The sequence below is a fragment of the Maritalea sp. genome, from assembly GCF_047634455.1.
Taxonomy (GTDB): domain Bacteria; phylum Pseudomonadota; class Alphaproteobacteria; order Rhizobiales; family Devosiaceae; genus Maritalea.
The window spans coordinates 1-12285 of record NZ_JBLIAI010000072.1; the positions used below are offsets into that span (position 1 = coordinate 1).

Here is a 12285-nt window from a genome sequence, read left to right on the forward strand (position 1 = left end):
TGGCAAAATGCGTACGATGGCTGTCATTTGATCGTAAGGGACACGCACGATCTGGAGTGCCAGATCTATGTCGAGATCTTCGCTTTTGAGCAATCGCGCCTGATCTGCGTTGAAAATGCCAATATTGATGTCGCGATTGTTGTTCGTGCGGCTGTTTGTTGAATATGGCACACTGCCATCTGACCCGATCAGCGCGGCTGTCCAAAATGTTGTCGGTAAATCACCGCTAATTCTGATCGGTCCATTGTTCAGATCGACGGCGCAAATAGCGTAAACAAAGGCTGGGTCTAGCCCCAATGTCGCACGCAGGTCTTGATACTTGCTGTCCAGAACACGCATCTGATTTTCTGGCACAAGTCGAGAAATCACAGCCCATGCGCTTTGTGTCGACATAATTGGCATGATCAAAATGACCGTGATGTGGATGATGCCGCCCAAAACGATCCCAGCAAAGAGGTGTGTAAAGAACCGGATCATGAACAATTGACTTTCTGAACCGTTGGCAACACCGCCAATTCATGCCCGGAGACCAAAAATGCGTTGGTGTCGTAAAAACTCAGTATAAATTTTAGCTTTCCTGAATCCGGTGTGGGCAACCAATTGCCGTGCGCAGCATTGGGTGAGACTGTAATCGTAAATGTGCCGCCAGCGTTTCTATTGATCTGTAAGCTAGTGAGATACTCGACGTCAGTGTTTTCCGCATTTTCAGCCATTGGCGCTGCGCGTAATGTCCACACAGAAGCACTAGGTGTGCTGCCTGAAATGAGATAGCTGCAACTACCACTCAAAAACGCTCCGCTTTGATCTTGAGTTGCCGTAAATACCACGCCTTCGGCGCGACCAAGTTGCAGCGCGCCCGATCGCGCAGATACTGCCTTGCTGTATGGGTCGGTGTCTGCGCCACCGGCATCCGCCCAACCGTACCAAACGCCAAATCTTTGGGCCGACATTTCCCGACCGTTCTCGACCATGTAATAGGACGTGCCAAATCCCAAGATCAAGGCCACAAGCAGCGTAAAAACAATGTAAAGGGCGTTGCGGAGCAATGGACTAACCTAGCGGAGACGGGGGTTGTAATTCAGAACTTGCAGCGGCAGGGGGACCCACAATCATCAACAACATATCGTCCAGTTTACGCTCAAGACCACGCAATTTCTCACCCGCTCCCTCTGTTAGCGTTGGTGGGCGGACCAGCAATGGTGTGTTGTCGTCAGACACTTGTTGGGTGTTTTGGTCAACTGCAATGCGTTCGAATTCTGCTCCAATAAGATCGGCTATTTTGATGTTTGAGTGCGCATAAGACATAAATTTTTGCCATGTTTGGGCTGGCAAACGACCGCCCGTAAGGTTGTTGGTTTTTGTGTAATCGTCATTGCCATACCAGATCGCGGCGACATAGTTGCCCGTGTAACCGGCAAACCATGCATCTCGATATGACTGGGTTGTTCCCGTCTTTCCCGCCGCGGGCGTGCCAGGGACTTGCGCCCGACGACCGGTGCCAGAGGTGACCACCGAGCGCAGCATTTCGTTGATTCCCAATACGGTTTCGGGTTTTAAAACCCGTTCGGGCGCGGGCTGTTTTTTGGCGTCAAAAACAACGTCGCCACGCAGTGTAGTCACACGGCTAATGCCAAATGCTTTCGCCTTGAAACCGCCATTGGCAAACACCGCATAGGATGAAGCCATGTCCATGACACTGACAGAAATCACCCCAAGCGCCAGGGATCGGGTGACCGGGAAATCGTTTTGAATGCCCATTTTCTTTGCCAAATCAGCGATTGGCTGTCTGCCTGTTGCTTGAGATAGCCTTACTGGAACCGTGTTGATTGACCGCGTAAGGGCATTCTTAAGTGTAACCCGGCCAGCGTATGAGCGGCCATAGTTCTTTGGACACCAGTCTCCAATGCAAATTGGTGCATCTGTGATGATGGTTTTTGGTCCAAACTTTCCAGTTTCAAGCGCGGTAGCATATACAAAGGGTTTGAACGATGATCCAGGCTGTCTGGTTGGGCTAGTGGCGCGATTGAACTGGCTTTTGCCGTAATCATTGCCCCCCACCATTGCACGGACAGCCCCGCGGGGGTCGAGCACAACCATTGCACCTTGTGTCACGCTATAGGCTTCGCCTTCTTCTCGTAACATAGATGCAATTGAATTCTCTGCGTGTTTTTGCAAAACCGGATCAACGGTTGTGCGTACGACAAAAGCAGTTCCGGCAGGGTAGTCCTTGATGATGTCTTTGACTTCAATAAATGCCCAATCCAAAAAATAGTTTGGTGACTCTGTGTCTTCCAACCGCTCAATAGGGGATGCAGGAGACAAACGCGCATCTGTGACTTGGCCCTCGGTCATAAAACCGGCCTGCACCATGTTCGTTAAAACGTCACCCGCCCGTCCGCGCGCAGCTGCAAGGTCTATGTGAGGGGCATATTTTGTAGGTGCCTTGAACAGGCCAGCCAGCATGGCGGCTTCTGCAAGCGAAATGTTTTGCACCTTTTTGCCAAAATAATATTCGGCCGCCGCAGCAACGCCAAAATTTCCGCCTCCCATATAGGCGCGGTCAAAATACAGTTTCAGTATTTCATCCTTGCTGTACTGGGATTCGAGCCATAGCGCCAAAAACGCTTCATGTAGTTTTCGCGTAATGGTCCTTTCAGATGTCAAAAACAGGTTCTTAGCAAGTTGCTGCGTGATCGTGCTGCCGCCTTCGACCAAGGATTTTGCCCGCACATTTGTGACCATCGCACGGCTGATGCCCACGATGTCGATGCCAAAATGCTCGTAAAACCGTCGGTCTTCGGTGGCGAGCGCGGCGTTGACCAAGTATTCTGGTAATGTTGCCAGCTCATTGCTGTCGTCAGTTCTAATGCCACGCCGACCAATTTCGTTGCCGTACCGGTCCAAAAATGTGATGGCGTAGTCGCCGACTTGGTTGAATTCGCCGCTTGCTGTTATTTGAAAAGAAGGCAGCGCCAACGCCGTCATCAACACAAGGCCCATTGCAAAGAATGTCAGCCCGTCAGATACAACTTCCACCACAAGTCGATTAAAGCCCGTCACTCTAAATATGGACATGAAATCGCCAAAGCGCCGATAGCTATACCCGAACGATTGAAAGGTTTCATAAAGCGAAGAATCAAGCCATGAATCCAAGCGAATAAGCTTCGAGGTTTTTCGCCCTTTTTTCTTTTGGTAGAATGGATCCGACACTTTTGTTCCCAAAACAGATGGTTATATAGGATTGATTAAGCGCTTGAGCCTTAACACTAAGTGCATTATGCCAACAATCGTATCAATTGATGGCGTACATTCTCGGCTGAAACAAGGCGATATACAATGAATTTTTGGGAAGAAAAATCGCTAAGTGAGATGTCCGATGCTCAATGGGAATCTCTGTGTGACGGTTGCGCGCGTTGTTGCCTAATCAAACTGGAAGACGAAGACACCGGCCAAATCGTGACATCCGACGTGCATTGCGCGCTTATGAACGAAGAAACATGCGGTTGTACGGACTATAAGAACCGCCAAACGCGCGTACCAGACTGCATTAAATTGACGCCACAAAACGTGACTGAGATTAACTGGATGCCGGTCACCTGCGCGTACAGACGGTTGGCCGAGGGTAAGGGGCTTGCTTGGTGGCATCCGCTGGTTTCTGGCGACAAACAATCGGTTGTCGATGCTGGGATTTCAGTGCAAGGACGCTCGATTTCTGAAGACAAAGTGCGCGAAGAAGACTGGGAAGAACATATTGTTGGTTGGCCAGAATTTGACCCATCGGACGACCCCAAATAAGAAAAAATCCCCCTAATAGGAAAATAGTCCTTGACTGCGTGACGGTAGTTTGCTAAGTTCTGGGCATGGTCGAAGAAGTGCGGCCAATATAGCAGCCAGCTAACCGCTTGGTTGCTTTTTTTATTTCAGCAAAGAGCAGTCCTTTGAATTCATCCAATCCCAATTGGAGTGATGTTGCGCGCGCCTATTCGCAAGGCGAGTGCACCGTCGCCCAAATCTGTACACAGTTTGGAGTGTCTAAGTCGAGCTTGTACCGGCAAGCGCGGTTGAACAAATGGCCACCACGAATGAATACGGCACAATCCAGTTATAACGACTTTGTGGAAAGCATGTTTTACGTCCTCTACAAACAACTAGACCAGGTCGAAAGCCGCATTAGTTCAGACGGCCCAGTCGATGCTGTTGCATTGGGCAATATTGCGAAGACATTTGAGAAACTGATTGAGCTTCGTGAAGCTGGCAAGGCACCAAACAAAACCAGAATCGAAAGCACCGCTGCGAGCGCGTTGCGCGAAATGTTGAGCAAAAACCTTGAACGGCTGAATGAACAGGATTGAACAACTGCTGTCCCAACTCTCTCAAAATGAGTTGGAAGCACTAAAGTTCGATTGGTCAATTTGGTCTCGAATTTCTCAACGCCCCCCAAATGGGGACTGGACCACTTGGTTGCTGCTTGGCGGGCGCGGCGCGGGCAAAACCCGCGCTGGCGCAGAGTGGGTGCGCGCCAATGCGACCGGCGTCAGTCCAAAAAGCCCAATCGCTTTGGTTGGCGAAACGATTTCAGATGCCCGTGCGGTGATGGTTGAGGGCCATTCAGGCCTGTTGGCCATTCATCCGATGGCAGAACGCCCGATGTTTAACAGGTCACGAAACGAACTTGAATGGCCAAATGGCGCAATTGCGCGGCTCTATTCTGCTAGCGATCCAGAAAGCTTGCGGGGGCCACAATTTTCGTCCGCATGGTGCGATGAGACGTGCAAGTGGCCCGATCCGGATGCGGCGTGGGATATGTTGCAGTTTTGTATGCGGCTTGGCGAGCGACCACAACAATTGGTCACCACAACGCCCAAGCCAATCAAGTTGCTCAAACGCATCATGCAAGACCCATCAACGCGGGTCACTAAAATGAAAACCGACGAAAACCGGCACAATCTTGCGCCTTCATTTGTCAACAGCATCGTGAGCCAATATCGCGGCACGTCGCTAGGGCGTCAGGAACTAGAAGGCGAAATCTTGGAGAACGCCGAAGATGCGCTGTGGTCGCGACACCTTATTGATATGAGCCGTGCGAACAGCGCGCCGGAATTAGAACGCATCGTGATTGCAGTGGACCCACCCGTGTCCAGCCACGAGAAATCTGACAAATGCGGCATCGTGGTTGCTGGGGTTTCTCAGGGCTGCGTTTATGTTTTAGCCGATGCAACATTGGCGCGAGCCACACCCCTAAAATGGGCAACCAAGGTGGTGGAACTATATGATCATTTCGAAGCCGATTGTGTGATTGTTGAAGTCAATCAAGGCGGAGATTTGGTCGCTAATGCATTGCATCAAGTCAATCCAAATTTGCCCGTGAAAAGTGTGCATGCCCGACGCGGTAAATGGCTAAGGGCCGAGCCCGTGGCGTTGTTATATGAGCGCGACGGGGTGCGTCACGTTGGGCTGCTTGCGGAGCTGGAAGATGAAATGTGCAATTTCACCAGCAATGGAAAAGCCAACGGCCATTCTCCGGACCGGCTTGATGCGCTTGTTTGGGCTGTAACCGAGCTTGCGCTGGTGCGTTCCAATCGCCCCAGAATTCGAAACATTTAACTATCCAAGGGGTTCCCATGGGAAACGTTTTTGACCGCCTATTTCGGCAGCGGGCGATTTCGCCTGTCGAACACAAGTCCGCGCATTCATTTATTTCAATGATTGACGGCCAATCCGCCAGTTGGTCTGGCCGATCCTACGCGTCTTTTGCGCAGCACGGGTTGATGAAAAACCCAGTTGTTCATCGCGCAATGTCATTGGTTACCCAAAACGCCGCGCGTGTGCCGCTCATGGTGGACGATCACGGTGAACGATTGGCAACCCACCCGGTGCTTGATTTGATCGCATGCCCAAATCCAGATTTGTCCGGCCCGGAACTAATGGAAACGATTTTTTACCATCTGCAACTGAGCGGCAACGCGTTTCTTGAACTGCTGCAATTTGAAGATGGCAAATTTCATCTCTATCCGCTGCGCCCCGACCGGGTAATTCCAGTGGTTGGCGAGGATGGATGGATAAAGGCCTACGACTATAATGTTGGCCATAAGAAGCGCAGAATTGTCCCCACCAAGCGCAACCCGACGCCGATCATTCATTTGCGCAATTTCCACCCAACCAACGACCATTCTGGTTTGCCGCCAATTGCTGCGGCCATGGATGCGGTGGATACACATAACAAAGCCTGCGAGTGGCACAAATCCTTACTCGACAATGCCGCACGGCCATCCGGTGCGCTGATTTATAGCGCCGAAGCTGGCAACCTCACGAAAGAACAATTTGATCGGTTAAAATCTGAACTGAATGACAGTTTTCAGGGGGCCGCGAATGCAGGTCGGCCAATGGTTTTAGAAGGCGGATTGGACTGGAAAGCCCTGTCTATGTCACCGCGCGACATGGATTTTATCGAGACCAAAAATAGCGCCGCAAGAGACATCGCCATGGCGTTTGGCGTACCACCAATGTTGCTGTGTTTAGCGGGCGACAATACTTACGCCAACTATCGTGAGGCCAACCGCGCATTTTGGCGGCAAACCATTATCCCGCAAATGGTAAAAACCTGCGCAACACTAACCCGTTGTTTAAAAACGGTAATTCATGGAAATTGGACCTTGGTTCCGAATTTTGAATCGATTGAATCCATTGCCGATGAGCGTCTCGCCAATTGGGCGAGCATTGATGTTTTGAATATTCTTACTGAAGACGAGAAGCGCGAATTGATAGGGCTTCCCAAAAATACTTTTAACAATACGAGCTCAGATAATTTGGGCCAAAGGGAGGAATAATGACTGAAATTTCACAAGTATTTGCACAGCGCGGCGACCTGGCTCACCTCGCTCTTTTTTTATGGGCGAGTAGTACCAGCGGGTTGTTGGTGTGGACTTTGAAGGAGCTTGCGGCGGCAAATCGGCGCTTTGATCATTTTGTCAATGAGATCGCAGCGCTCAACAAACTTTTCAAACGCAAGTAACGAGCGGGCCAACAAATGAAGGAAAAATCAGCAATGTCAGCTAATGCACAAAATGAGTTTCGTCAGTTCGCTTGGAATGTGGCGGCAAGTATTGCAAAAACCTCGATCAAAAAGAGTGGAGTTTCTCACACCAAACTCACAAAGCGGGCAACCCCGACCAAGCGGGTGCAGGCGAAATAATGGCCATCAAGATAAACGAGGATGGCGTGTTCTCGGGCTATGCGAGTATCTTTGGCAAAATCGATCAAGGTGGCGACATTGTCGTTCGCGGTGCATTTTCGCACTCTTTGAAAAAACGTGGCGTCGCCAATATTCGAATGCTGTTTCAGCACGATCCAAAAGAGCCGATTGGCTTGTGGCATTCCATACGTGAAACGGATCTCGGCCTGAAAGTGATCGGTCAAATCAACGATAATGTTGGGCGCGGTCGCGAACTTATAAGCCTGATCCGTGATGGCGGTATCGATGGCCTTTCTATTGGCTTTCGTACTGTTCGCGCTTCAACAAAATCAAGAGCAACCGCGCGACGCCTTTACGAAATCGACCTTTGGGAAATCTCAATTGTGACCTTCCCGATGCTCGACATTGCGCGGATCGCCGCGCCACAGCTTGCCCAAAATATCAAACAGGCGACCAAGCTTCTAACTTCAACTCAATAAGGAATAACGATGACCACCAAACCGTCTCACGACTTTGAGGTGAAGGCACACGCACGTGCTGACGCCACTAACGACGTCACACACTTGTTTGACGATTTCATGCATGCATTTGACGAATTTAAATCGACAAATGATGCGCGTCTGACCGCGATTGAAAGCAAAAAAGACGACATTTTGCTTGATCAAAAACTTGAGCGCCTAAACGCTGCAATGGACAGTCAAAACGCGAACATCGAGCACATGCTTGCCAAGCAAATGCGCCCAAACCTGGGTGCTGATCATGGTCTGGTTGCTGGCGGCAACGAGTACAAAGATGCGTTTTCCGCCTATGTCCGCAAAGGCGAGGAAAAGTCACTTTCTGCGGGTTCTAATCCTGACGGTGGCTACCTTGTGCCAGCCGAAACGGATTTGGATATCGGCAGGCGTTTGGCCGCGTTATCGCCCATCCGCTCGATTGCCAGCGTGCGCCAAGTGTCATCTGCGGTTTACAAAAAACCAGTGGCAATTTCTGGCCCTGCTGTTGGCTGGGTCGGCGAAACAGATGTTCGCCCCGAAACAGGCGCCTCTACGCTTGCGGAAATCGAATACCCGACAACTGAGCTTTATGCGATGCCCGCCGCAACCGCTAGCTTCTTGGATGATGCAGCTGTTGATGTTGAGCAATGGATCGCAGAAGAAGTTGAAGTTGCGTTTGCAGAGCAAGAGACAGCGGCTTTTGTTTCTGGCGATGGCGTTAAAAAGCCAACGGGTTTTCTGTCGGCCAACCAAGTTGCCGAGAGCAGCTGGTCTTGGGGAAATGTAGGCTACATGGCAACGGGTGAGGCGGGTGCTTTGCCAGCTTCTAACCCAAGCGATGTGCTGATCGATTTGGTCTATACGTTAAAGGCTGGATATCGCCAAAACGCCAATTGGGTGATGAACCGACGCACGCAGGCCCAATTGCGCAAAATCAAAGATGCGGACGGCAACTATTTGTGGCAGCCAAGCCACCAGCCTGGCACACGCCCAAGCTTTATGGGCTTCTCACTGGTTGAAGCCGAAGACATGCCTGATGTGGCCGCAGATGCGACACCAATTGCCTTTGGTGATTTTCGCCGGGGCTATCTTATCGTTGATCGATTGGGCGTCAACGTGATCCGCGACCCATATTCCGCCAAACCCTATGTGTTGTTTTACACCACAAAACGTGTGGGCGGCGGCGTGCTGGATTCAGACGCCATCAAACTCCTCAAATTCTCAGCAAGCTAGGCCTCCAATAGCAAGCTGAGTCTGCCGACCCAATCTGTTCCCCTCCCGCAGGTTGGGTCGGCGCTTTTTCAAGGAGATGCAATGACTTCCTTTCTAATCACAGGGCCTGCCGTCGAGCCAATTTCGCTGGCTGACGCCAAGACTTTTTTGCGGGTCAGCGACAGCGTAGATGATCAATTGGTGTCCACACTTATTGCCGCAGCGCGCGTGCATGTTGAAACCTTGACACGGCGCGCCATGATCACCCAAATCTGGCGCAAAGTTTTAGATCATTGGCCCTCAACAAATGAAGTTGAACTGCCACTCGGGCCGTTTCAAAACTTGGTTGCGGTGCGGGTTTTTGACAGCGAAGGCGACGCCGTTACTTTGCCAATGGCGCAGTTTTTGGGCGAAAATCAATCGTCGCCCGCGCGCATCATGCTGCCAACAGCCATCAGTGGCCAACCGATTTTGCGATCACAAGCTGCTATCGAAATCGACTATCAAGTTGGCTATGGTTCAACGCCCGATGATGTGCCAGCTGATCTCAAACAATCGTTGCTCACGCTTATCGGTCATTGGTACCAGCATCGTGAAGCCGTGGTGATGGCGGGCAGCGGGGCTATTGTCCCGCTCGGATTTGATCAACTTATTGCGCCGTACAAAGTGATGAACCTATGAGTGGCCGTACGCCATCATTGGGCTCGCTCAATCAACGCATTGAACTCCTTTCGCGCGCAATATCAACGGACACGAGTGGTGGACAGTCAACCACTTACACCAGTCTTGGCTTCGTTTGGGCAAAGGTGCAAACATCTTCCAGTGGCGTTAGCGAACTTGGTGACGGATCTGCTGTTTTGCAACCAAAACAGATCACGATGCGATTTCGAACAGACATAAAACCTGGCGACCGTTTGTTGGTGGATGGCCAGCAATTCGACGTCGACAATGTGGCAGACATAAATGGTCGCCAAGCTTACCTGGGTTGCTGGTGCACCGCGCCAACAATGATGGGATCGCGATATGAATAGCGCGATGAAAATCCTTCAAACGGCCTTGGTTTCAGCGCTGGCTAGTGATCCGGAACTGACGAGTTTGATTGGCGTAAACCGCATTTTTGATGCACCACCCAAGGGCGTGCGTCCGCCATATGTTGTCATCGCGCGACATGATGCGAACCGGCGCGACGCGCAAGCAACAACATTGTCGACCCATCTGATCGACTGGCATATTTGGTTGAGCCAACCCCATCGCAGCGATGGTTTGGTTATTGCCGACCGGCTGTGCGCCGTCGTGCTTTCCAACACAGCGATGGCCGGCGATGTCAAACTTGTGATGACGCGTCACGTGCGCACAGAAAGTTCCATCGATAAACGCAATGGGTGGACACGCATTCTGGTGCGCACGCAGTTTAATCTCGACTTCTCTCAAGAATAAGGAAACAGCAAATGAGCGCACAAAGCGGACGCGACATGCTGCTAAAGCTGGATGAAACCGGGGCAGGTGGTTTTGCCACTGTGGCCGGCATCAGAACACGGCAGTTGTCCTTCAACGCCCAGTCGATTGACACGACGGATTCATATTCTTCCGGCCAGTGGCGCGAGTTACTTGGCGGCGGCGGCATCAAAACCGCGTCACTGTCCGGGGCTGGGGTGTTCAAAGACGCGAGCACAGACGCCAAAATCCGGGAGCTGTTTTTCTCTGGTGAGCTACGCAACTGGCAACTCATTATTCCAGATTTTGGCACTATTCAAGGTGCGTTTCAAATCACGGCGCTTGAGTTTTCAGCGGATCATACCAGCGAAGTAACGTTTGACATTGCGCTCGAAAGTGCTGGGCAAATCACCTTCGCGGTGGCTCCATAATGGTCAACAAAATGCGCGGCGAAGTTGAAGCGACCATTGATGGAAGAACTTACACATTGTGCCTGACCCTTGGCGCATTGGCCGAACTTGAAGCGGCTTTGCAGTCTAGCGACTTAAATGGCTTGGCGGAACGTTTTGAAAACGGTCGTGTATCGGCCCGCGATCTCATCGCCATCGTTGGCGCTGGATTGCGCGGCGCAGGCAACCCGATCAGCAACGACGATCTAGCCAAAATGAAAATCCACGGCGGGGCGCGCAGCGCCGCCAGAATTGCGGCCGAGCTGCTCGTAGCAGCGTTTGGCGAATAGGAAGCAGCTGTTGCAAAACTTCCCTTGGCAAGATGCCGCCCGCATTGGCTTTGGCTTGTTGCGGCTTTCGCCACGTGAGTTTTGGCAGCTTACCCCAAAAGAACTTGTGATGATTTTCGATGCATTTGGCATCGGCGCGTCGCAGGGCCTTGATCGCCAAACATTTCAACAGATGGCGGATAAATTTCCAGACGAGGAAAAATTCGAATGAATGAACAAGAAAAAGCCGAAAACTGGCGTGACGAATTTGACGATGTTGAGAATGAGTTGGGCCGCATAAAGGCTCTGGCGGACGATGTCGGCAAGACGATCACCACCAGTTTTTCAAATGCCATCGGCAAAGGCACTTCGCTTACATCTGTGTTGCGAGATATCGGTAAAAGCTTTGCAGACATTGCGCTCAAAGCCGCATTAAAACCGGTCGGTGGAATGATCTCGCAACTGGTGCAAGGGGTGTTTGCGGGCGCAAATCCTGTGCTCCCAAAGGTCCAAGCATTTGCAAAAGGCGGTGTGATCAACAAGCCAACATTTTTCCCAAATTCTGGAAGTATTGGTTTGGCTGGTGAAGCCGGGGCAGAAGCCATTTTGCCGCTACAACGCAACAGCTCGGGGCAATTGGGTGTTGCGGCAAACGCCGCGTCGCCGGTTCATGTTTCCATGACCGTAAACGCCGCCGACGCACAAAGCTTTCAACGGGCGGAAGCTGAAATCGGTGCGTCGCTGCTAGACGCCGTGCGTCGCGGGCAAAGGGCAAGCTAATGGCGTTTCACCATATACGTTTTCCGCTCGAAATCGCGCTCGGCGCGCGTGGTGGGCCACAATGGGCAACTGACATTGTGGAATTGTCATCGGGCGCAGAGGAACGCAACTCACGCTGGGCACAATCCCGACGGCAATATGATGCGGGGTTTGGCGTAAAATCCAAAACCGATCTACGTTCAGTTTTAGCGTTTTTTGAAGAACGGCGCGGCAGCTTTCACGGCTTTCTGTTTCGCGATCCGATTGATTATTCATCTGGCGAAAACTCACCTGCGGCAACTGACCAACAGATCGGTGTTGGCGATGGCGTAAATACCGACTTTCAACTCACAAAAACATATGGCACCTCGTTTGATCCCTATGTACGGATCATCAATAAGCCCGTGAGTAACAGCGTTGTCGCTGCTATCGATGGTGTGATTTCAACCGACGTCACAGTCGACGAAACTACGGGT

18 protein-coding genes are annotated in these 12285 nt (G+C 51.4%); 15 read left to right on the plus strand and 3 right to left on the minus strand.

Annotated features, from left to right (window positions below):
- The 3 genes from ACJAZW_RS13625 to ACJAZW_RS13635 form a co-directional block, all read right to left on the minus strand.
- The coding region (locus ACJAZW_RS13625) for a hypothetical protein (protein ID WP_415159020.1) at window positions 1-477 on the minus strand (477 nt) is incomplete at its 3' end.
- On the minus strand, window positions 474-1046 hold the full coding sequence (locus ACJAZW_RS13630) for a DUF1214 domain-containing protein (RefSeq protein WP_415159022.1): 573 nt from the start codon (window positions 1044-1046) through the stop codon (window positions 474-476). The genes ACJAZW_RS13630 and ACJAZW_RS13625, both read right to left, overlap by 4 nt.
- Window positions 1047-1050: 4 nt before the next feature.
- Window positions 1051-3075: a transglycosylase domain-containing protein gene (locus tag ACJAZW_RS13635; protein ID WP_415159024.1), complete on the minus strand. Its 2025-nt coding sequence runs from the start codon at window positions 3073-3075 to the stop codon at window positions 1051-1053.
- Window positions 3076-3336: 261 nt separating this feature from the next.
- Here ACJAZW_RS13635 and ACJAZW_RS13640 point away from each other — a divergent pair, with 261 nt between their 5' ends.
- From ACJAZW_RS13640 to ACJAZW_RS13710, 15 genes are all read left to right on the plus strand, one after another.
- Window positions 3337-3795: a YcgN family cysteine cluster protein gene (locus ACJAZW_RS13640; protein ID WP_415159026.1), complete on the plus strand. Its 459-nt coding sequence runs from the start codon at window positions 3337-3339 to the stop codon at window positions 3793-3795.
- 287 nt (window positions 3796-4082) lie between these two features.
- Entirely contained in the window at window positions 4083-4352 is a 270-nt protein-coding gene (locus ACJAZW_RS13645) for a hypothetical protein (protein WP_415159028.1), read from the plus strand.
- Entirely contained in the window at window positions 4339-5604 is a 1266-nt protein-coding gene (locus ACJAZW_RS13650; protein ID WP_415159030.1) for a DNA-packaging protein, read from the plus strand. Before ACJAZW_RS13645 ends, ACJAZW_RS13650 begins: the two co-directional genes overlap by 14 nt.
- A 17-nt stretch (window positions 5605-5621) precedes the next feature.
- A complete protein-coding gene (locus ACJAZW_RS13655; RefSeq protein ID WP_415159032.1) occupies window positions 5622-6827 on the plus strand; it encodes a phage portal protein in 1206 nt (401 codons plus the stop codon).
- Complete coding sequence (locus tag ACJAZW_RS13660; protein WP_415159034.1) at window positions 6827-7012, plus strand: hypothetical protein; 186 nt, start codon at window positions 6827-6829, stop codon at window positions 7010-7012. The genes ACJAZW_RS13655 and ACJAZW_RS13660 overlap by 1 nt, the downstream gene beginning before the upstream one ends.
- Window positions 7013-7191: 179 nt before the next feature.
- Complete coding sequence (locus ACJAZW_RS13665; RefSeq protein ID WP_415159036.1) at window positions 7192-7671, plus strand: HK97 family phage prohead protease; 480 nt, start codon at window positions 7192-7194, stop codon at window positions 7669-7671.
- Window positions 7672-7680: 9 nt separating this feature from the next.
- Complete coding sequence (locus ACJAZW_RS13670) at window positions 7681-8919, plus strand: phage major capsid protein (protein ID WP_415159038.1); 1239 nt, start codon at window positions 7681-7683, stop codon at window positions 8917-8919.
- Between the two features lie 81 nt (window positions 8920-9000).
- Window positions 9001-9579 (plus strand): head-tail connector protein, encoded by a 579-nt coding sequence (locus tag ACJAZW_RS13675; protein WP_415159040.1) that lies wholly within the window; start codon window positions 9001-9003, stop codon window positions 9577-9579.
- On the plus strand, window positions 9576-9929 hold the full coding sequence (locus ACJAZW_RS13680; protein WP_415159042.1) for a phage head closure protein: 354 nt from the start codon (window positions 9576-9578) through the stop codon (window positions 9927-9929). Before ACJAZW_RS13675 ends, ACJAZW_RS13680 begins: the two co-directional genes overlap by 4 nt.
- Window positions 9922-10335, plus strand: coding sequence for a DUF3168 domain-containing protein (locus ACJAZW_RS13685; RefSeq protein WP_415159044.1), 414 nt, complete (start codon window positions 9922-9924; stop codon window positions 10333-10335). The genes ACJAZW_RS13680 and ACJAZW_RS13685 overlap by 8 nt, the downstream gene beginning before the upstream one ends.
- Before the next feature lie 11 nt (window positions 10336-10346).
- Window positions 10347-10763 carry a phage major tail protein, TP901-1 family gene (locus ACJAZW_RS13690; RefSeq protein WP_415159046.1) on the plus strand — a complete coding sequence of 139 codons (417 nt, stop codon included), beginning with the start codon at window positions 10347-10349 and terminating at the stop codon, window positions 10761-10763.
- Window positions 10763-11071: a gene transfer agent family protein gene (locus tag ACJAZW_RS13695; RefSeq protein ID WP_415159048.1), complete on the plus strand. Its 309-nt coding sequence runs from the start codon at window positions 10763-10765 to the stop codon at window positions 11069-11071. Before ACJAZW_RS13690 ends, ACJAZW_RS13695 begins: the two co-directional genes overlap by 1 nt.
- A 10-nt stretch (window positions 11072-11081) precedes the next feature.
- Complete coding sequence (locus tag ACJAZW_RS13700) at window positions 11082-11282, plus strand: rcc01693 family protein (RefSeq protein ID WP_415159050.1); 201 nt, start codon at window positions 11082-11084, stop codon at window positions 11280-11282.
- Window positions 11279-11830, plus strand: coding sequence for a phage tail tape measure protein (locus ACJAZW_RS13705; protein ID WP_415159052.1), 552 nt, complete (start codon window positions 11279-11281; stop codon window positions 11828-11830). Before ACJAZW_RS13700 ends, ACJAZW_RS13705 begins: the two co-directional genes overlap by 4 nt.
- A partial coding sequence (locus ACJAZW_RS13710; protein WP_415159054.1) for a TIGR02217 family protein occupies window positions 11830-12285 on the plus strand: 456 nt, incomplete at its 3' end. The genes ACJAZW_RS13705 and ACJAZW_RS13710, both read left to right, overlap by 1 nt.